The sequence below is a fragment of the Bacillus xiamenensis genome (assembly GCF_001857925.1).
GTDB classification, from domain to species: Bacteria; Bacillota; Bacilli; order Bacillales; family Bacillaceae; genus Bacillus; species Bacillus xiamenensis.
Genome location: NZ_CP017786.1, coordinates 2193584 through 2214450, shown reverse-complemented (window position 1 = coordinate 2214450; position 20867 = coordinate 2193584). Strand labels below are relative to the sequence as shown.

Annotated in this window: 16 protein-coding genes; 8 read left to right on the top strand and 8 right to left on the bottom strand. The window is 40.3% G+C overall.

Going from position 1 to position 20867, the window contains the following annotated elements; genetic code table 11:
• The first annotated feature begins 10 nt into the window (after positions 1–10).
• A complete protein-coding gene (locus BK049_RS11130) occupies positions 11–736 on the top strand; it encodes a GntR family transcriptional regulator (protein WP_071168516.1) in 726 nt (241 codons plus the stop codon).
• Positions 737–766: 30 nt separating this feature from the next.
• Here the strand turns inward: BK049_RS11130 and BK049_RS11125 are convergent, their stop codons facing one another.
• From BK049_RS11125 to BK049_RS11105, 5 genes are all read right to left on the bottom strand, one after another.
• Positions 767–4621, bottom strand: a complete 3855-nt coding sequence (locus BK049_RS11125) for a lamin tail domain-containing metallophosphoesterase family protein (protein WP_071168515.1) — start codon at positions 4619–4621, stop codon at positions 767–769.
• Positions 4622–4715: 94 nt separating this feature from the next.
• Entirely contained in the window at positions 4716–5102 is a 387-nt protein-coding gene (locus tag BK049_RS11120; protein ID WP_008358383.1) for a phage holin family protein, read from the bottom strand.
• Positions 5103–5297 carry a PspC domain-containing protein gene (locus BK049_RS11115; RefSeq protein WP_008358386.1) on the bottom strand — a complete coding sequence of 65 codons (195 nt, stop codon included), beginning with the start codon at positions 5295–5297 and terminating at the stop codon, positions 5103–5105.
• Positions 5298–5303: 6 nt separating this feature from the next.
• Entirely contained in the window at positions 5304–6395 is a 1092-nt protein-coding gene (locus BK049_RS11110) for a DUF4097 family beta strand repeat-containing protein (RefSeq protein WP_008358388.1), read from the bottom strand.
• Between the two features lie 11 nt (positions 6396–6406).
• On the bottom strand, positions 6407–6742 hold the full coding sequence (locus BK049_RS11105) for a magnetosome magnetite crystal formation protein family (RefSeq protein ID WP_008358389.1): 336 nt from the start codon (positions 6740–6742) through the stop codon (positions 6407–6409).
• Between the two features lie 195 nt (positions 6743–6937).
• Between BK049_RS11105 and BK049_RS11100 the strand changes: the two genes are divergently transcribed.
• Positions 6938–7168 carry a hypothetical protein gene (locus tag BK049_RS11100; RefSeq protein WP_008358394.1) on the top strand — a complete coding sequence of 77 codons (231 nt, stop codon included), beginning with the start codon at positions 6938–6940 and terminating at the stop codon, positions 7166–7168.
• Positions 7169–7200: 32 nt separating this feature from the next.
• Here BK049_RS11100 and uvrA read toward each other — a convergent pair whose 3' ends face one another.
• From uvrA to BK049_RS11080, 3 genes are all read right to left on the bottom strand, one after another.
• On the bottom strand, positions 7201–10077 hold the full coding sequence (gene uvrA, locus BK049_RS11095; protein ID WP_071168514.1) for an excinuclease ABC subunit UvrA: 2877 nt from the start codon (positions 10075–10077) through the stop codon (positions 7201–7203).
• 7 nt (positions 10078–10084) lie between these two features.
• Positions 10085–12070 (bottom strand): excinuclease ABC subunit UvrB, encoded by a 1986-nt coding sequence (uvrB, locus tag BK049_RS11090; RefSeq protein WP_071168513.1) that lies wholly within the window; start codon positions 12068–12070, stop codon positions 10085–10087.
• Between the two features lie 291 nt (positions 12071–12361).
• Complete coding sequence (locus BK049_RS11080) at positions 12362–12607, bottom strand: CsbA family protein (protein WP_008358409.1); 246 nt, start codon at positions 12605–12607, stop codon at positions 12362–12364.
• Between the two features lie 283 nt (positions 12608–12890).
• On the opposite strand from BK049_RS11080, the gene BK049_RS11075 reads away from it, so the two are divergent.
• The 6 genes from BK049_RS11075 to BK049_RS11050 all read left to right on the top strand — a co-directional run bounded on the left by BK049_RS11075 (position 12891) and on the right by BK049_RS11050 (position 20815).
• Positions 12891–15422, top strand: a complete 2532-nt coding sequence (locus BK049_RS11075) for a PEP/pyruvate-binding domain-containing protein (protein ID WP_071168512.1) — start codon at positions 12891–12893, stop codon at positions 15420–15422.
• Between the two features lie 90 nt (positions 15423–15512).
• Positions 15513–16085 carry a TetR/AcrR family transcriptional regulator gene (locus BK049_RS11070; protein WP_008358414.1) on the top strand — a complete coding sequence of 191 codons (573 nt, stop codon included), beginning with the start codon at positions 15513–15515 and terminating at the stop codon, positions 16083–16085.
• 41 nt (positions 16086–16126) lie between these two features.
• A complete protein-coding gene (locus BK049_RS11065; RefSeq protein WP_071169224.1) occupies positions 16127–17461 on the top strand; it encodes an MFS transporter in 1335 nt (444 codons plus the stop codon).
• Positions 17462–17736: 275 nt separating this feature from the next.
• The gene (locus BK049_RS11060) at positions 17737–18720 is read left to right on the top strand and encodes a YncE family protein (RefSeq protein WP_071168511.1); all 984 of its coding nucleotides are present in this window, start codon (positions 17737–17739) and stop codon (positions 18718–18720) included.
• Positions 18717–19403 carry a response regulator transcription factor gene (locus BK049_RS11055; RefSeq protein WP_071168510.1) on the top strand — a complete coding sequence of 229 codons (687 nt, stop codon included), beginning with the start codon at positions 18717–18719 and terminating at the stop codon, positions 19401–19403. Before BK049_RS11060 ends, BK049_RS11055 begins: the two co-directional genes overlap by 4 nt.
• Positions 19400–20815 (top strand): HAMP domain-containing sensor histidine kinase, encoded by a 1416-nt coding sequence (locus BK049_RS11050; protein WP_071168509.1) that lies wholly within the window; start codon positions 19400–19402, stop codon positions 20813–20815. The genes BK049_RS11055 and BK049_RS11050 overlap by 4 nt, the downstream gene beginning before the upstream one ends.
• Positions 20816–20867: the final 52 nt, after the last annotated feature.

Here is a 20867-nt window from a genome sequence, read left to right as displayed (position 1 = left end):
GGATTTTCACATGTTTATTGATAAGCAGTCACCTATTCCCATGTACCATCAGATTATGGAGAACTTGAAAAAGCAGATTGAGGATGGAACGTTAGCCCCTGATACACTTATTCCTTCTGAAAGAGAATATGCTGAACGCTTTGGTATTAGTCGAATGACTGTCAGACAAGCCTTATCGAACCTTGTGAACGAAGGATATTTATACCGCCAAAAAGGAAAAGGCACCTTTGTTAGCCGAAAAAAGTTTGAACAGCCGCTTCAAGGCTTAACAAGCTTTACAGAAGATATGCGCCAACGGGGTCTCAAAGCCTCAAGCCAGCTGATTGATTTTAAAAAAATCGCATGTCCAGAGCACTTACTGCCAGTCTTACAGCTGTCCAGCAGCGATGCTGTATATGAACTGAAACGGATACGGCTTGCAAATGATGAACCGATGGCCATTGAAACGAGTTATATACCTGAAAAATTTGCAGGGGATCTCATAAAGGAACATTTAACAGGATCGTTATATGAATATATAGAAAACCACACGGGCCTGGCGATCGCTCATGCAAAGCAGGAGCTTGAAGCCAATGTTGCCTCAAAAGAAGAAGCGCACCTGCTGTCAATTGCAACAGGCGCTCCTGTTCTATCCATTGCAAGAACGACTTATTTTCAAAACGACCTTCCATTCGAGTATGTCATTTCCGTTTATAGAGGAGATCGTTATAAGCTCATTCATACAATGGAACGATAAACTGTGCTCCTAAAATAGAAGCACAGTTTTTTATTTCCTAAGAAATTTTGATTGACCATCATTTTTTGTATGAATTTTCCATATAGGTGAAACAGCTTTCCCTTGGAAACGATCTTTTGCGACAGTGTACCAATAATAATCTTGGTTTGGTTTTAAACCTTTCCATTCAAAGCTTGCTTTTTTACCACTTTTCACACCTTTAGCTTCCCCAAGAAGAACATTTGTGTAGACATTGAGTTCAAAATAATTGGTTTTGACGGATTTCATTTTTGGTGTCAAATCCACATCAATGGAAAATTCGTCTTGGTCTCCATACGTTTTAGGATCATAGAAATGCTCTTGATTCATATAAGGAGAGTAGGTTGTAAAGTGAAGTTGATTTTTTTCTTGATCTGCTGTAATCAATCGCATAAAGCCTTGACCACCTTCAGGACCTGATTGATAATCTGCCAGTATTTGATATACTTTTCTGTCCACTTTTCCATCATGATCATCATCAATCTCATCTACTTTCCGGCTCGCTCCGTGGTAGTGACCGCTAAATACTGCCACAATATTTGGATGACGTTTCACCACTTGATGGAAGATGAGATCTCCAATCGGGCTTCGGTTGCCGCTCACTAGCAAATACTCATGAAAATTTAAGATGACAATACGATCTGGATGCTCAGAAATCACTCGGTTTAACCAATCAATTTCATTTTGCTTCAACCCCCAGCCCATATATACCATCATATAATCATTACCGCCAGCAGAGATGAGATCATAATGTCCTCGATTGTTTTGATAGGATTCACCGTAGTAAGGTTTTTCTGCAAAGCGTTTCGCTCCAAAGTATCTCCCATATTCCATATAAAGGCCGTCTTTGTGCCTGACATCATGATTTCCAGCTAAGACACCGTAAGGAATTTGATGTTCATCTAACACACGCATAAATGTATCGGCACGATTCCATTGCTTCCCCTTTGAATCATCCACAATATCGCCTGTATGGAACACGTATTGAATATTTAGCTGATCCCTTTGATCTCTAATCCACTCGACCATTTGTTTAAAGATATGAGGATAGCTTTTAGCATAATATTGAGTGTCAGACATCCATACCATTTTATACGGCTTTTGCGTCTTGCTGATTTCATCCTGCACAAGCAAATCAAATGTTTGATTTTTCATATACTGTCTCACTGACAGCAGTCCTTTCAGGTAAAATTCCTTTTCATCTTTAGCAAAGTGATGAGTGATTTTATCCCACTTTTCCTGCTGATGATTCCAAGCGTACATTGTCACCTTTCTCCCAGTTAATGAACTTCCTTTCCACATAGCCTCGACGACATCCTTTTCACGTACAGCGTGATGCACCTTGATTTGAAAACGATGATAAGGAAAGCGCTGTAAATCCCTCGTTTCGACTGCTTTCCCATCAGCAAATGCAATTCGGTTCCTTTCTTGCTCGGAAAATAGCATCTCACCTGATTCGGTAAGACTCTTTGGCGGTTCAGTCTCTGCTGCATATTGAAAGATCTTCATGGATGGATGCAGCGATGTATATTGATAGGCACGATAAAATGAGTAATCTAACTGATCATTTGTTGGATCTTTGGTTAATACCGTTTGCTTAGATGATTTCATTTTTGTCTTATCTGCCACTCGTTCTGGTGTTTCAGGATGTTCATGTACCGTTTTAAACTCTTTTTTCAATATAGACATGTTCCCTGCGGCATCTTTTGCTTTGATCGTAAACGTATGCTGACCTGGATTTAATTCGCTAGAGGATGTCTGATAAGGCAAAGAAATTGGTTTGCCATCTAAATATGCCTTCATCTCCTCTATGTCACTCCATTGATCCGTCACCTTTGCCTTTAACGTAAAGGCGCCTTTATATTGGTCATTTGCCTTTATATTTGTCTTGATTTTCGGACCTGTGTTATCGACTTTCACCCGTACTGATGCAGATTCGTCTGCGGTGTTGGCCTGAATGAAATGCGTCCCTTCTTTCAGCCTTCTTGTATCCCACTGAATATAGGTTGAAACATATGCTTGTTTTGGAAGTTGAAATTGGAAAGCTCTGACCTTCTTTGCATTGCCACCGTCTCCCATCTTCCATTCTTTTTGCGGATCGGCATTTGTCGAGGGAATTTGAGTTCCATTCGATAAAATCATCCTGACATGTTTCAACTCAAAATCATCGTGATTTTCTCCAGGAAATCGGTCAAATGGAGATGACTTTGTTCCAGCATGAAAAGAGATTGTCTGCGGACCTTCCTTTTCCAACTGATTTTCTGGTATTCGCATTGTATAGGTGCGATACACTTTTGTCGAATCATCAAAAATAGAAAGTAAGCGTTTCCCTATAGACACACCATTCTTAAAATATAAATTTGTTCCTTTGACATCAAATGCAATATATGGATCTGCTTCAAGCGCAGGAAATGCTTGTCGAATCCGCTTTCCATCTATCATCAATTGAATGTTTTTTTTCTGATCCGCTGTTGCTTTTAAGGAGAATATGCCTGAAACCGTATCTCCGTCTTCTACATTGAATCGAAGGCCGTGGGCTTTGCTGACCTGCTCGACATCAATTGTTTTTTTCATGGTCATTGCTTGATTTTCACCGTCAGACGCTTCCAGCTCGTATTCCAATTGTTCTTTACCAATCAGCTCAGGTGAATAAATAATGTAATGAAACAGTCGGTCATTATGATCCTTTTGAAGTAGAACCTCTTTAAAATCATCTTTACGATTCGTCCGATATCGCAGTTTGACGGTTTTGACGGATTGATCGTCCTGTACATCTGCTTTAACCTCAATACCCTCAGTTGGTTTTACCGGTTTCTTGTCTGTCATATCTTCGATCACAGGTTTATGAACATCTGGTGAGATTTCTTTTTTTTCAGATGGAATTTGTGCTTTTAATACTTTTCCAGGTGTAGGCTCTTCCTCCACTTTTGAAATCAGCTTCATTTGCGTCGTCCCATCCATTGGATACTTGAACAATAAAGATTTGTGCTCGCTAAATAATGAAGGCTTCAAACGATATGAGGCAGATGAAATCTCTTCCCCTATATTTGTTGTGATAGAGACAAGACGAGATTGGGAATTGGACAGCCCTTTGCTCTCGATCACTGATAGATGCTCGCCCTCTTTTAAATGGCTTTTGTACATTGCATTAAAGTCCGCAACCGTTAAATGCTCCTGCCCTTTTTTTCTGAGCCAGAAAACATGTGGTTTTCCAGGAGAGATAGTGACTGGATTGGTGTGAAATGAATAAATATCATCCATCTCTAAGCCTTGTGCAGGATTGCGATAGCGAAGCTGATAATGCTGAAGAGAGATAGGTGCTTGTGTTGTGTTATACACCTCGATAAATTCAAATGCATCCTTGCCTTTTCTGTTTTTTGAATTGGTGACGATCTCCGTGATAAATAAGTCCGGAATATGTGAAAGATCCTCTTCAAATCCGTTTACGTGAACAAACTGTTCTGTGGTTTTGATCACAGACTTCTGCGTTAGGAATTCTGTATAGTAATGAACCGTTGGATTCCATAATTGATCTGACGGGATTTTCGCTGTGAATTCTGGTTTCATCCCTGGTAACCGTTCCATTGGAATCAAGCGGTATCCAAGTTCGTCACTTTGTTTATAGTACAAGTTTGCAGACAAAATGTGCTCTGACTGATTAATAGATGCCCGAAACTGAAGATCACGGCTTTTTCCTTGAACCGGACGGACATCCACATGAAATTGGTCAAAGATAAAAGGTGAAAAGGGCTTGTTTGGTAAATTCACTTGGGTTTGAATGTAGGCCCCTGCTGAAGCAGGCTGACTGAAACAAAAAAGAATGATAAAAAAAGGTAAAAGAATCATTTGTCTGCTCACGTTCACCATCGTGCACCGCCTCCCTTCGGATATTGTGTCTCCTAAAGGCGGTTTTTATGACAGATGGAACGGGGAAAAGGGATAAATTCGCATAAAAAAACCGTTAGCTTTTCTTCGCTAACGGCTCCACGATTCCTTTTTGTATGAGCAGATGGAAAATGGATAAAATGACAGCCACCCAAATGGCCGTTCCGAACCCATCAATGTGAAAACGATCTCCCATAAAGCTTGACGTCATCATCAGTGTGATGGCATTAATAACAAATAGGAACAATCCTAGTGAAAGTACTGTCACTGGCAGCGTTAAAATGATCAAAAACGGCTTCACTAAAATATTGAGCAAGGACAAAATGATACTTGCCACAACGGCTGCGCCAAACCCTTCCACATACACGCTGCCGAGTCCTGGCAGAATGCCCGAATCAAAATATCCAGCAATGACGATTAAAAGTAGTGCATTCACTAAAATACTGGCAATCCATCTAAACATTTAGCTAGTGCCTTCTTCCGGAACAACAAAATACCAGATGAAGTAGATGAGAAAGATCGGCATAAATGCTGTCATAAAACCGATGATCACTGTTAAAATGCGAAGCAGGGATGCATCAACACTTAAATATTCAGCAAGTCCACCAACAACACCCGCTATTTTTTTATCTGTTGCTGAACGATACAGCTTCTTCATGTAGAATCACTCCTTGTCTGATTGGTGCTTTACTTGGATTGAGCCTGTTTTTGTTTCTGCAAAAATAGAGATACTATGCTCTGCCTGTTGATTGGCCTTGATCATTTTTTCTTTTTGTAGCGTTTCATTTTTCTCTTTAATCATATTGGCATCAAGCAAATCGTGAGAAATTGAACCGAGATTGCTTTTCAGCTCCGCAGTCACTGCACATGCACGTGGAATGTGAACGTCCACACTGCCTGTTGTGGTTTTTGCATAAATCGAACGGCACTTCTCATCTGACAGCTGGACAGCAATATTCCCGTTGAAGCTCTGTGCATCAATTGATTCACTTTTCCCACGCAGGTCAATGAGCCCATTGATGGTTTCTACTTCAATCATACCACACTCGTGATCTGCCAGTTTAATTTGTCCGTTTGCTGTTTCAATTCCGACCTTTTCTGCTTGTAAAGAGGCAAAAGAGACAACGCCATTTGTGGTTTTTGCAGCCAGTTCTTTTGTCTTTAGCTTTTCCCCACGAATTGGGCCATTAAACAGCTTGACCTTGATCTTCTCGTATTGGATACGCGGTACATATAGGGTGACATTGACTTTCATTGTCTTCTTTTCAGTTCGGATAAAAAATTTATCCCCTTCAAGCCCGCAATCCAGTTGATTGAGAAATTGCTGTCTTGCCTGCTCTCCATCCTCTGCACGGTAAATTTTCGCATGACACTCTGCTCGAATGTCCCCATCGTCCCACGGCATCACATTGAGACTGCCGTTCGCCAATTGAATATCTAGATGAGACAGTGAGGCGTCTTTGAATTGAAAAATGTGTTCAACGTCGACGGACTGTCCGAAGTTCAAATCAAGATCAACATCTTTGACTTTTTTCACGGCAGAATCTAACCAGCCAAACAGCTTTGCTCCAAGATTCTCACTGCTGTTTCCTTTGCTTTCTGCTCCCGCTTTTTCTTCATGAAAGGTGTGATCGGCTGTAGACTTTTCTAATGAGACAGACTGACTTTCTTCCAGCTTTTCTAATAACGTAATCGCTTCTTTTGCCGATAATGTCCCATCTTCTACTAATTTTAAAATTCGTTCTTTCTCATTCATACAAAGCCCTCCTACGATTTAATGGTTTGAAGTACTTTAATGCCTTGAATGATATTCCAAATGACAGAGATCAAAAAGCTAATGGCAATGATAAAGGTCAAGATAAACACCGTCATGACTGGAATGACCGAATCGGTCGACTGCGTCGCAAGTAAAAATGGGATAGACCCAAAAATGAGAATACAGCACGCTGCAATCGGCAGCAGGTGTGACCATAGCGCCCGCACCGCATGACGTTTTGTTTCCTTTTGATCTACTACAAAATATGCCACAATCGGTACGATAAACGGCATAAAAAATACACTAAAATAACAAATAGATGCAATGATCGACTGATCTCTATTCATATATTCGCTCCTTCATGATGAAAATTCCTTTCTAACTCATACGTTTCTTGCGTATAAAAAGTTTCAAACTCATTCGATTTACATATGACCTTAGACACAAATTATTTCTTTTTCCCCGTAAGTGTAGATTCTTCATGGATTACCCTTTAAAATATGTTGAAAAGATGGTGATTATCATTATAGGGGGTAATTATTTTGACAGATCATCATAATTCTAATCACACGGCGCAAACGCTTTTAGACCTTATACAGAAACAGAAAAGCATGAACAGCGATATGATCAAGGAGCTGGAGACCATTCACCCGTCTCATCCGAAGTATGGTGATATCCGTTATTTAAAAGTATTGCTCGACAGCAGCAGTACCCATATTTTAAAGGATTTAACGCACCTCAGTAACTTAATGCCAAAGGAAGATGCGCAATAAAAGGAAAACCCCTCGACCGGAGGGGTTTTCCTTTATGAGGATGTCACACTTTCTGTTTCTTTGACTAACTGTTTCATTCGTTCACGGTCACGCTCTAAAATAGGTTTTAAGTATTGACCGGTGTAAGAAGCTTTTTCTTTTGCAATTTGTTCAGGTGTCCCCGAGGCAATGATCGTTCCCCCGCCTGCACCGCCTTCTGGTCCTAGATCAACAAGGTAATCGGCCGCCTTAATAATATCAAGGTTGTGCTCAATGACCAAAACCGTATCTCCATTTTCAACCAAGCGCTGAAGCACTTTTAACAGCCGGGCAATATCATCCACATGTAGACCTGTTGTCGGCTCGTCTAAAATATAAAGAGACCTTCCGTTCGAACGGCGGTGAAGCTCAGATGCCAATTTCACACGCTGCGCTTCTCCACCAGACAATGTCGTCGCAGGCTGTCCAAGTGTAATGTATCCTAGACCAACATCAAAAATCGTTTGAAGCTTCCGCTTAATTTTCGGGATATTCTCGAAAAATTGAAGGGCATCCTCAACAGTCATTTCAAGAACATCGGAAATGTTTTTCCCTTTGTACGTGACCTCTAGAGTCTCACGGTTATAACGTTTCCCGTGACACACCTCACAAGGCACATATACATCAGGTAAAAAGTGCATTTCAATTTTAATAATGCCATCTCCACGACACGCCTCACAGCGTCCGCCTTTCACGTTAAAGCTGAATCGGCCTTTTTTATAGCCTCGCACTTTCGCTTCATTGGTCTGCGCAAAGACATCCCGCACGTCATCAAATACACCTGTATACGTAGCCGGATTGGATCTTGGTGTACGGCCAATGGGAGATTGATCTATATCAATGACCTTGTCTAGATAATCCATTCCTTTCACTTCTTTGTGCTGTCCTGGCTTCGCCTTCGCTCTGTGAAGCTTTTGCGCAAGGGACTTCAGTAGAATTTCATTCACAAGCGTACTTTTCCCTGAGCCTGACACACCAGTCACAGCCGTAAAGACACCTAGAGGGAATTTGACATTGACGTTTTTCAGATTATTTTCTTTTGCACCTTTAATTTCAATGTAGCGGCCGTCAGGCTTTCTTCTCTCAATCGGAAGCGGGATAAATTTCTCACCAGATAAATATTGTCCCGTCAAGGATTTCGGGTCCTTCATGACTTCTTCTGGCGTTCCAGCTGAAATCACTTCTCCCCCATGAACCCCTGCTCCTGGTCCGATATCAATTAAATAGTCAGCAGCAAGCATGGTATCTTCATCATGCTCTACAACAATCAGCGTGTTTCCGATATCACGCATGTTTTTCAGTGTGCCAATCAAACGGTCATTATCTCGTTGATGCAGACCAATAGACGGTTCATCTAATATATAAAGTACGCCTGTCAGCCTTGACCCGATTTGAGTCGCCAGTCGAATCCGCTGCGCCTCTCCGCCTGATAATGTGCCAGCAGACCGGTTTAATGTCAGATAATCCAAGCCCACATTATTTAAAAAGGACAAGCGCTCTTTGATTTCACGTAAAATAAGCTGGGCAATCTGCAAGTCTTTCTTAGATAACTCGATTTTCTCATAGAAATCAAGGGCATCAGATACAGACAAATCGGTGATTTCTCCAATGTGCTTGCCATTGATGAGAACCGCAAGCGTTTCTTTTTTCAGACGGTATCCTTTGCAGGTCGGACATGGCTGATTGGCCATATATTTTTCCATTTGTTCACGAATATAATCGGAGCTGGTTTCCTTATAACGGCGTTCAATGTTCTGAAGAACACCTTCAAACTCAATTTCATTTTCACGTACCTGGCCAAAATCATTTTCATATTTAAAATAAATCAGCTCAGAGCCGCTGCCATATAAAATTTTATCAAATAAATGCGGCGGTATATCTTTGACTGGTATGTCCATGTCGATTCCATAGTGTGTACATACGGCCTCAAGAAGCTGCGGATAATACTGTGAGCTCTGCGGCTCCCATGGAGCAATGGCATGCTGCCGTAAAGTCAAATCCTTATTCGGAATGACAAGCTCTGGATCTACTTCCAGTTTAGAGCCGAGACCATCACAGCTTGGGCAGGCACCGAAAGGACTGTTGAATGAGAACATTCTAGGCTCTAGCTCCCCAATAGAGAACCCGCAGTGCGGACAAGCATGGTGCTCACTAAATAACAGCTCTTCTTGGCCAATTACATCAATCATGACCCGACCTTCACCAAGTCGAAGCGCCGTTTCAAGAGAATCAGACAGACGTGCAGCAATGCCTTCTTTCACGACAATTCGATCAATCACGACTTCAATGGAATGCTTTTTATTCTTTTCAAGCTCGATCTCTTCTGACAGGTCTTCCATCTCGCCATCAACTCTCACTCGAACATAGCCCTGCTTTCGGATTTGATCAAGCACTTTGACATGTGTTCCTTTTCGGCCAGAGACGACTGGCGCAAGCACTTGCAGTTTTGTACGCTCTGGATATTCTAAAATACGGTCTGTCATTTGCTCAATCGTTTGTGAAGTAATTTCTATCCCATGTATAGGACAAATCGGTTTTCCGACTCGAGCATACAAAAGGCGCAGGTAATCATAAATTTCTGTGACAGTCCCTACTGTTGATCGAGGGTTCCTGCTGGTCGTTTTTTGGTCAATACTAATCGCTGGTGAAAGACCTTCAATGGCATCTACATCAGGTTTGTCCATTTGACCGAGAAACTGACGTGCATAGGCTGAAAGAGATTCAACATATCGCCGCTGTCCTTCAGCATAAATAGTATCAAAGGCAAGCGACGATTTTCCTGAACCAGATAATCCCGTCATCACCACTAGCTGGTCACGCGGGATATTGACATCAATATTTTTAAGGTTGTGGGCTCTAGCACCTTTCACCTCTATTCGTTCCATAGCCATCAGGCATTCATCCTTCCGCTTTTAACTCTAGCAATAAATCTCTTAATTCTGCTGCTTTTTCAAAATCAAGCGCTTTTGCTGCATCTTTCATTTCCATCTCGATTTTTTCGATCACTTTTTCTCGTTCTTTTTTGCTCATTTTTGACAGCTTTGGCGCTGCTTTTGTTTCGTATTCTTCCGAATCCTCATGTACTTTCGTTGCCTTGATGACATCTCGAATCTTCTTATGAATCGTTTGCGGAGTAATTCCATATTTCTCGTTATACGCTTCTTGTTGCTCTCTTCTCCGCTTTGTTTCTTGAATCGCAATGTCCATTGATTTCGTCATATTGTCCGCATACATAATTACCCGGCCTTCTGCATTTCTCGCAGCACGGCCAATCGTCTGAATGAGAGATCTTTCAGAACGTAAAAAACCTTCTTTATCCGCATCCAAAATGGCTACGAGTGACACCTCTGGAATATCCAAACCTTCACGTAGAAGATTGATCCCGACGAGTACATCAAATTTACCGAGACGTAAATCACGAATAATCTCAATTCGCTCAAGGGTCTTAATTTCTGAATGTAAATAATTGACCTTGATTCCGATTTCTTTTAGGTAATCTGTGAGATCCTCAGACATTTTCTTCGTTAAAGTCGTCACAAGCACCCGTTCATTTCTCTCAACCCTTGCATGGATTTCTCCAATTAAGTCATCAATTTGCCCTTCAATCGGACGCACTTCAATGATTGGATCGAGCAAACCAGTTGGGCGGATAATTTGTTCCACGACCTCTGGCGTTTTCTCAAGCTCATACGGTCCAGGCGTTGCGGATACGTACACAATATGGTTAATATGCTTTTCAAATTCATCAAAAGTGAGCGGTCTATTGTCAAGCGCTGACGGCAGACGGAATCCGTGATCTACCAGCACTTGTTTTCTTGCCTGGTCCCCGTTGTACATGGCTCGAATTTGCGGGATGGTCACATGTGACTCATCGACCACAATCATAAAATCATCTGGGAAATAATCAAGCAGTGTGTAAGGCGTCGAACCCGGAGGACGCAAGGTTAGATGTCTGGAATAGTTCTCGATTCCTGAACAAAAGCCCATTTCTCTCATCATCTCAAGGTCATACCTTGTCCGCTGCTCAAGACGCTGCGCTTCAAGCAACTTTCCGTTCTCACGAAGCTTTTCAAGCTGCTCCTCAAGCTCTTTTTCAATATTGATAATGGCTTTTTCCATTTTTTCTTCTCTTGTGACGAAGTGAGATGCTGGGAAAATAGCGACATGATCACGATCACCGAGTATTTCTCCAGTCAGAGCATCCACTTCACGAATACGCTCAATTTCATCACCGAAAAACTCCACTCTGATACAATGCTCATCTCGTGAAGCTGGGAAAATTTCAACGACATCGCCTCGAACCCGGAAGGTACCGCGCTGAAAATCTATATCATTACGAGAATACTGAATATCCACAAGCTTACGCAGAAGCTGATTACGTTCAATTTCCATTTCCGTTCGCAAAGACAGGACAAGCTCCCGGTATTCCTCTGGCGAACCTAAGCCGTAAATACAGGACACACTGGCAATGATGATGACATCTCTCCGCTCAAATAGCGAGGATGTGGCGGAGTGTCTTAGCTTATCAATCTCATCATTGATGCTGGCGTCCTTTTCAATAAATGTATCAGTTTGAGGCACATACGCCTCTGGCTGGTAATAATCATAGTAACTCACAAAATATTCAACAGCATTATTCGGAAAAAATTCCTTAAACTCACTGTATAATTGACCAGCAAGTGTCTTATTATGCGCAATGACAAGTGTCGGTTTGTTCACTTCTTTAATCAGGTTTGATACAGTAAAAGTCTTTCCCGTACCTGTAGCACCTAACAGCGTTTGATGCTGTTGCCCCTGATGGATGCCCTCCACAAGCTTTTCAATCGCTTTTGGCTGATCCCCTTGGGGTTGATAGGTAGAAACTAATTCAAAGCGGTCACTCACATCAAAGCCTCCGTTTCGTTACGAAATCTATCTAATGAATATATTATCATAAAAGAACACAAAAATACGAACTAAAGTTCGCTTCTCACTTGATTTTTATTTCCAATACCATCATACCCTCTCTGCCGAGGCAAATAACCACCTCAAGAAACCTTCCTTTCAGTATGGAACATTTTGGAGCGAGATATTCGATCAACAGAAAGATCACAAAAAAGAAAGCTGCACTCACTAAAAATCGTAAGCACAGCTCAGTACAAAACGTATTCTTTCGATTGATCACAAGGAAAAACATCAATGATGTTTTTCAGCCTTCTCTCTCTTTTCAATTTCTTTCTTAGCCATAAACAATGCCCCAGCTACTAAAGAAATAATATCTAATCCTACAATAAAGTAAGTTTCTGTATAGCCTTTCATATACGAGGCAAATAAAAGGGCCGCGGTTAAAGCAATGCCAACGTAATGATTATAAGTAACCTTTGAAAATAAAATGACAAGCAGGAAAGGAAAAATAAGTGCAAATATGGCTTTTGTAATCACAATAACCCTCCCTCTACATGGTCTACTCCCTTGATTATAGTAAAGATTGGCATAATGAACAATTCACAGTTTTCAATTTCAGCTTTTTTTCTTCTCTAATGAAGACTTTTGATATAGATGAGGAGGAGAATTAGTGAGAACGTCCCCTTTCCAAAGATAGGTCTTTACGTCTTTGACAATTACATCCAATAAATTCTATGATTAAAATGATAGTGCGCACTATCATCTTGAGAATATAGAGACACAGACAAACAATTGGCTATTTGAATAAGGGGGCTTTCCCATGTATTCAGTATTATTTCATGCGGCTGAAGAATCCGCATCACTCGCAGGGGCAAAAGGCGTGAATTTAATTAAATTAAACAATCACGGGCTGCCAGTTCCAGATGGGTTTATTATTAAAACCAACAGCTTTGCAAGCTTTCTTTCCTATCACCACCTGCATCCAACTGAACAAATGCTTGAACAAAAAATCAAAAATGCTTCGTTTCCTTCACAAATGGAAACAGAGTTACTTTCGTCCTTTCAATCATTGCTCAAAACATATCCCTCCGTTGCAGTTCGATCCTCCTCTGTGGCGGAAGATCTCGAAGGCGCCTCATTTGCAGGACAATACGAGACCTATTTGAATATCAAAACCAATGAAGAATTTTTACAGGCTGTGAAAGAATGCTGGTCTTCTTATTTTGCAGCAAGAGTCACAGAATATAAGGAAGAAATGGTCGAAACCGAGGAAGATATGCCGCTCATGGCAATTGTCGTTCAAGGATTAATCCATTCTGACGTCTCCGGCGTCATCTTTAGTGAGAACCCGGTATCAGGAAAAACAAATGAAGTCATGTTGACAGCAAGCTACGGACTAGGAGAAGCCATCGTCTCCGGCCTTGTGACACCAGACACGTTTATTGTAGACAAAGAAACGGACTCTATTGAGAAATCACTGGGAACAAAAGATCTGCAAATTGTCCCCTGTCAAGAGGGCGTCATTGAACAGCCTGTATCTAAGGAAAGGGCTGGTCAGTTTTGTCTGCATGATGATCAATTGTTACAAATCACGAAAATCACCAAACAAGTCGAAGCACTTTACGGACATGGAGTAGATATTGAATTTGGAATTTCAAATGGTACTTTTTATTTACTTCAAGCGAGACCCATTACCACTGTTCTTCCAAAAACAGCCAATGAAGTGGCAGGAGCTTCTTTTCAAATACAGCCAGAAGAGCTGCAAGATTTCTGGATTTCAATGGACGATCATATGCCTGGACCAACAAGTCCTCTCTTTTCAAGTCTAATCATCCCTGCTTTAAAAAGCGGGATGAAGAAAAGCGGAGAAAAGTATCAAGTGCCTGATCTCAATATTAAAGATATCAAGCTTTATAGAGGCCATCTGTATTCTTCACCATCTATGCCAGAAGCAGGAACGGATACTGAACCAGTTTTTGATGAGAGTCTATTTGAGCTGTTTCCCCGTTTAAGCGAAAGAATGTATCACATTTTGGAGCAAAACTTGTTTCCCTTATACGAAAAACTTGATCGGCAAATCAATCAGCCTCTGACAACTGATGAAGCCATCATTGGCCTCAAAGAATTAAAAGATATTTATCTAAAAGCGTACGACGATCATTTTGATATCGTCATCCCACAAGTCATTCTATCAGCAATGATCGAAGATATGCTTGTCACATATACCGGTGATCAAACACAAGTCGTCTTGCTGCATGAAATGATGATAGGTGTGATGAACAAGTCTCTTGAAACAGATCAAAAGCTATCTTACCTGGCAAAAGAAGTCCTTCAAGATGAAGAACTTCTTCAGGCATTTACAAACCATGCAACGAATCCAGAACGATTATATGCGCTCAATCACACGGATAAAGGAAAGAACTTCATTTCTAAAATAGAAGAATTTCTCCAAATCTATGGCTGGCGATCTGTCAAAAGTCATGATTTTACAGATGAAACATGGGTAGAGAACCCTGATTTTGTCTTAGATATCATTAGAAATAACATTCAGTACCAATCTGATTTTGACGATGAATTTGCACAAGCAGTGCTCAAAAGACGAGAAACTTATGAGCACTTTATGAGTCAAGTAAAGGATGAAGCGTTTAAAACAAAATTTGAAAAACTTTATCATTTTGCGCTTCAGGCAGCCAATATTCGAGATGATCATCACTTCTACATTGATGCCATGTTAGATGCAAAAGCTAGACTATATCTCTTGAAAATTGGTGAACTTCTTGTCCAAAAAGGAGCCATTCCTCATCAAGAAGACCTTTGGTATCTCTACGATGATGAAGTACACAAAGCACTCACAACTTCTATCACATACGATTCGGTCATCCAGCAAAGAAAAATTGAAATGAAAGAAAATGAAGCCATTCAACCGCCAGCTTATACAGGCAGCCCCTCTGAAGCTGAATTACAGCAAGTAGAAAGAATGCTCGGTTCGTTAAGAGAAAATGAAAATAACACAAATGATGTAATCCACGGAATTGGCGCATCTAGCGGCATTGTATCTGGAAGGGTAAAAGTCATTACATGCGCTGATGAATTCTCACAATTCCAAAAGGATGACATTTTAGTTTGCAAAACAACGACGCCTTTATGGACCAGCTTATTTAGAGACGCCAAAGCCGTGATCACCGATTCTGGCGGCATTTTGTCTCATTCCGCTATTATCGCTAGAGAGTATATGATGCCTGCTGTCCTAGGAACACGAATCGCCACCGAAAAACTAAAATCAGGTGATCTTGTTACAGTAGATGGTGCCAATGGGCGTATTCAGTTATTAAAACAACATTCAAGGGCATAATCGGAACTTTTTGGTTCATATTGGCGGTCATGGATTTTATCGGTATACTTACTTTGTTGCAAACACATTCATAACCTGAGGTGAGTATGCTTGTTAAAATCAACAAATCAACGAATCATTCGCGCAACGATGGATTTATTGTCGGAAAAGGGCTATCAAAAAACAACCACTAAAGAAATTGCGTCAAAAGCGAATGTGAGTGAAGCGACAATTTTTCGTAACTTTAAAAACAAACGCGGCGTGATTGCTGCCATGATGAAAATGAAATCAACACCGACAAAAACCCTAGAAGCAGAATTTAAAGGAGATTTATACACGGATTTAAAATTTCTCGGTACCTATTTCCTTGAACATTTGACTTCCAAAAAAGAATTTATTTATATCAGCATGAGAGAACCAGCTATGTTTAAGGATTTAGCAAACCATGAAAAAATTTATCCTCAAGAACTGAGGGAAATGCTGATACAATATTTCAAAAAGATGAGTGATCGGCATCAAGTATTAAAAGGAAATGAAGAAATCTACTCGGACATTTTTATTAGTACGTATTTCGGTTTTTTCATTCAACAGCTGGAGCTAGACTTCCAACTCGTTTTAACACAGAAAGAAGATTTTATTGAGACATGCACACACATTTTCATGAGAGGAATTTCTCCCGCTTGAAGGGTGAAATTCTTCTTTTTTACAAAAAGGTGGTATACACATTGAAATTAAAAAAAGAGAGCTTGATTATTTATTCTTTGTTACTTGGTGCTATTTTAGTTCCGGTCAACTCAACCATGATCGCAGTAGCTCTATCATCTATATCAACTTATTACGACCAATCCATTTCAAACATTACTTGGGTTGTTACGATTTATCTTATTGTGATGGCAGTCACTCAGCCTATTGCGGGTAAGCTAGGAGATATATACGGCCACCGCAATATGTATTTAGCCGGTGTGACACTCTTTTTGATTGGCTCCATTGGCTGTGCTTTCGCACCTAATCTTGCTTTGCTCATCACTTTTCGATCCATCCAAGCAGCAGGTGGCGCTATATTAACACCGAACAGCATTGCATTAATTCGGGCAACGGTATCACCTGAAAAACTCTCTAAAACAATGGGGTTCTTTGGTTTTGGAGCAGGAATTGGTGCTGCACTTGGGCCTTTTATTGGCTCGATGCTTATTCAGAGCTTTGACTGGCATTCCATTTTCCTAGTGAATATTCCTTTTTTATTCCTCACACTTGTGACCGGCGTCTTGCTGATTCCGAAGATGGAGCATACACGCTTACAAGCCAATGTAGATATCATCGGTTCGTTATACTTAACGATCGGGATCGCCACACTTATTCTGTTCACCAAAAGCCAACTATTAAATGAATACATGGTCTATGGGATACTTGCATTGACCGCCATTCCTTTATTCTTCAAACATGTACGTAAAGTAACAAATCCGATCATTGATTTGGCCCTATTTAAAAATAGTGCTTTTACAAACGCTAACCTTTCCATCATGCTTAGTAATTTTGTGATGTACGCTATTCTTCTCATTATGCCGCTGTTTATGGAACAACAACTTACGCTGTCTCATACACAAAGCGGGATCATTCTTTCTATCTTTTCACTCTGTATGTCTATTAGCGGACTGCTTGGGGCAAAACTCCATCCAGTAAAAGGCGCAAAGAAAATGATTCGATTTTCATTTCTCTGTCTTACTTTATCAGGCATCCTGCTGATCACACTAAGCAGTTACCCAAATGTACCTCTCCTGATCATCACATTAGTCGCAGGGGGAATCTCATCCGGTATTGGCATGACTAGCATGCAGATGGCTTCTTTAACCTCTGTTGATCAGAGCTTATCAGGTTCGGCATCTGGGATTTTCTCTACCTTTCGATATTTCGGAAGTATCATTTCATCTACATTGATTGGAATTATAAGTGGTTTTCAATCTTTATTTATTGTATTAATGGGCGCCGGTATTCTTGGTTTCCTCCTATCTCATCGCTTAAAAACAAAGTCCACCTCTCATTCATCTGGACACTCTGCTTAATGACTTCCTTCGCTCTAGGTTCATTTAGGGCGGGGGATCTATGATTATCTGTCACTTTACATTATGAAGAACATATTGATCAAACCGTGAAAATCATCTTTTAAACATGAAAAAATGTCATATGTTCAGAAGAAAAATGGGTTTCAGTTCAAATTTCACCCCACTTCCCTACCTAAAAGCTTTTTTTCATATCTTCCAGCAATCATAACTTCGATTTTTTTTCACAATTTTTGTGTTATGCTTTTTGAAAATAGAGCACACAAAGGAGCAGAAAAATGGAACGTGTGAAATATTTTTTGATTTGTTTATCAGCTCTACTGTTTTTCCTGTCAGGCTGTGGAAAAGAACAGCAATTTACGCCACCTAGCAGCTCTCAATCGTTTGCTGTGATTTCTCAATTAAAAAAATCCTCCTTTTCAATTGTTGATTTACAAAAGAAAAAAATTGTCTCTTCCGTTGATTTAAAACATCCTCTCACTGATCTTATTCAAATCAACAAAGACGTCATCATTGCTTCAAGTAAAGAAGGACAATCTCTAATAGAAATCAATTTAAAAAAAGGAACAGCAACAGACTATATGAATGTGAAAAAAGGGCTGACGTCACTTACATATGATGCAGCTTCCCGCACTTTACTTGCAGCAGATTCAGAAAAAAATGCCGTGTATTTTATTGATACGCAGCGCAAAAAAATAAAAGCAACTGTGAAGACAGGAAAATTACCCTCTTCTATGACTCTTTCTTCTGCAGGAACTTTGTTTGTTTTAAATGCAGAAAGTCATACCGTTTCAGTCATTGATATTGAAAAAGAAAAAAATATACGTACCATTTCTGTATTAGAACGACCTTCTGGTATCCATTTTGATGGGCATTCCATTTGGATTGGAGGACACGGTAAACCTGGCACCTTAAATAAAAGTATTTTTGCTTACGACCCTAAAACAGGAAAAAAACAGCAGGAAATCAAACTAGGCGTCATGCCTGTTGCATTTTTCTCAGAAAAAAACGCCTCTACTTTATATGTACTATGTCATGGAGACCATACACTCTACAAAGTAGATACGAAGACGAATCAGCAGCTATCTTCTGTTGAAACCGGTCAAAATCCGAATTATATTACTGCCGATTCCTCATCCATATATGTAAGCAACTTAGATGACAATTCAGTATCAGTCATTGATAAACATACATTCATGTTAAAAAATCGGCTGAATATCCCATCAGGGCCTTACGCTATCGTGTTGGAGGAAAAGAAATGAAAGAACAGATGAATATTTTAATAGTAGATGATGAGTTAGATATGCTTGAGTTAATCGGAGCCTTTTTGCAGAAGCAAGGCTTTCACGTGATGACTGCCAATAATGGAAAGGATGCCTTACGTCAGTTTGAAAAAGAGCAGGTAGATCTTATTGTATTAGATATCATGATGCCTGAAATGGATGGATTTGAAGTCTGCCAGCGTATCAGGCAAACCTCCCAAATCCCCATTTTATTCTTAACAGCTAGAAGTTATGAGGAGGATCGAATTAAAGGGCTGGAAATAGGAGCAGATGACTACATCATGAAACCTTTCAGTCTGCGTGAGCTTTCAGCAAGAATTGAAACGACCTTAAGAAGAATTAGAGGACTTTCACTAAAGCGCAGCCGGATGCAGATTGGTGACATGGAGATAGATCAAGATGGAAGACAAGTCTATCTAAAGAAAGAGCCTATTAATTTAACAAGAAGAGAATTTGATTTACTCATGTTTCTTCTGCTTAATCAAGGCCAGGTGTTTTCCCGTGAGCAGCTCTATCAAAAATTGTGGGAGTCACACTCAACTAGCGGCTCTTTAAGAACAGTCGATACACATATTAAAACACTGCGGCTGAAATTAAAAGGAGCCGAACGGCATATTAAGACCGTGTGGGGTGTCGGCTATAAATTTGAGGAGAACGAATGAAGCCATTATCCATTAAAAAAAAGGTACTTTTCTTAATCCTTTCCGTTATAGGAATCGTTGCCACCTCAGCTCTTGCACTAACCTATTACTTATACCAGCACTTATATATAGATAAACAGATTGACTCCTTAAGTTTACAAGGAAAGAAGCTGGCAGAAGTCTATCACAAACACGGAAAAGACACGTATTTTACCGACAGAATGAAATGGGCAAATGATTCAAGTCAGGCGCGTGTTATTTTTACTGATGATCCAATGGAGCTTTCAAGTGGTATTCCTTTTGATACGAATACAAATGATAATCTCATTACGTTTAAGGAACGCCAAAAGCTACTTCAAGGGAAAACAGTTGTGTTAATTAGAGAACATCCCCAGTTTCATCAAGATATTCTCGGGATTGCCATCCCTGTATTTTCAAACAAAGATGATCTATCAGGGACGATTTTTCTCTCGATGCCTTTATCCGATGTGTATGAACCGTTTGTTCAGATTAGATTGACACTTGGCCTATCCATTTTATTTATCCTGCTGCTGATTTTCTTTATCGGATATAAGAGCTCAAATAAAATCGTAAAGACGATTAATCAAATGAAAGAAATTGCAATGGAGATGGAATCTGGTGATTTTTCAAAGCGCATGGCTGTGACAAAAAAAGGGGATGAGTTAAATCAGCTGAGCCGTTCCTTTAATAAACTGTCTTCTACCTTAGAAAAGGTTGAGCAGCACCGCAGGGAGTTTCTGGCGAATGTCTCTCACGAACTTAGGACACCTTTAAGTTATATGAAAGGCTATGCAGAAGGGATTGAAGAGGGCATCATTGAACAAAAGAAAGGAATGCAAATCATCCAAGATGAGGCTGCACGTTTAAGCAGGCTTGTGCATGATCTTTTAGACCTTGCACAATTAGAGGGGGAGTCTTACCCACTAACGATGGAGCCCATCGTCTTTGCACAGCTTATTCATGATGTTCTTGATCAGATGACATTCATCGCTCATCAAAAAGGGATATCGTTCACACGGACCCTTGAAGAGGATTGTATTATATATGGTGATAGCGATAGGCTTCAACAAGTGGTGCGTAATTTATTGGACAATGCCATTCATTATACCCCCTCTGGGAAATCGATTTCGATTGAATTAACTGTTCACCAAAAGACGGCTGAATTGAGAGTGATAGATGAAGGCAGCGGGATTCCAAAGAAAGACCTACATCATGTTTCTGAGCGATTTTACCGAGTGAATAAAGCCCGTACAAGAAAAGATGGAGGCTCTGGCCTTGGACTAGCCATTGTTTATCAAATTATGAAAAAGCATCATGGCACGTTTGATATTCAATCTGAACCAGGACTCGGTACGACAGCTATCATTCAATTACCAAGTGCTGCATTCAGCGAAAATCTGCCTGCTCAATAACAAATACAGTTACACTCTCCTTCACCTTATAAATCCTTCACATCTATATACA

Excerpts from the sequence above, each read along its gene's own strand:
- BK049_RS11125 (WP_071168515.1), bottom strand. The coding sequence starts at position 4,621 with ATGGTGAACGTGAGCAGACAAATGATTCTTTTACCTTTTTTTATCATT.
- BK049_RS11050 (WP_071168509.1), top strand. The coding sequence starts at position 19,400 with ATGAAGCCATTATCCATTAAAAAAAAGGTACTTTTCTTAATCCTTTCC.
- BK049_RS11110 (WP_008358388.1), bottom strand. The coding sequence starts at position 6,395 with ATGAATGAGAAAGAACGAATTTTAAAATTAGTAGAAGATGGGACATTA.
- uvrA (WP_071168514.1), bottom strand. The coding sequence starts at position 10,077 with ATGGCTATGGAACGAATAGAGGTGAAAGGTGCTAGAGCCCACAACCTT.
- BK049_RS11075 (WP_071168512.1), top strand. The coding sequence starts at position 12,891 with ATGTATTCAGTATTATTTCATGCGGCTGAAGAATCCGCATCACTCGCA.
- BK049_RS11060 (WP_071168511.1), top strand. The coding sequence starts at position 17,737 with ATGGAACGTGTGAAATATTTTTTGATTTGTTTATCAGCTCTACTGTTT.
- BK049_RS11115 (WP_008358386.1), bottom strand. The coding sequence starts at position 5,297 with ATGAAGAAGCTGTATCGTTCAGCAACAGATAAAAAAATAGCGGGTGTT.
- BK049_RS11055 (WP_071168510.1), top strand. The coding sequence starts at position 18,717 with ATGAAAGAACAGATGAATATTTTAATAGTAGATGATGAGTTAGATATG.
- BK049_RS11120 (WP_008358383.1), bottom strand. The coding sequence starts at position 5,102 with ATGTTTAGATGGATTGCCAGTATTTTAGTGAATGCACTACTTTTAATC.
- BK049_RS11130 (WP_071168516.1), top strand. The coding sequence starts at position 11 with ATGTTTATTGATAAGCAGTCACCTATTCCCATGTACCATCAGATTATG.
- BK049_RS11105 (WP_008358389.1), bottom strand. The coding sequence starts at position 6,742 with ATGAATAGAGATCAGTCGATCATTGCATCTATTTGTTATTTTAGTGTA.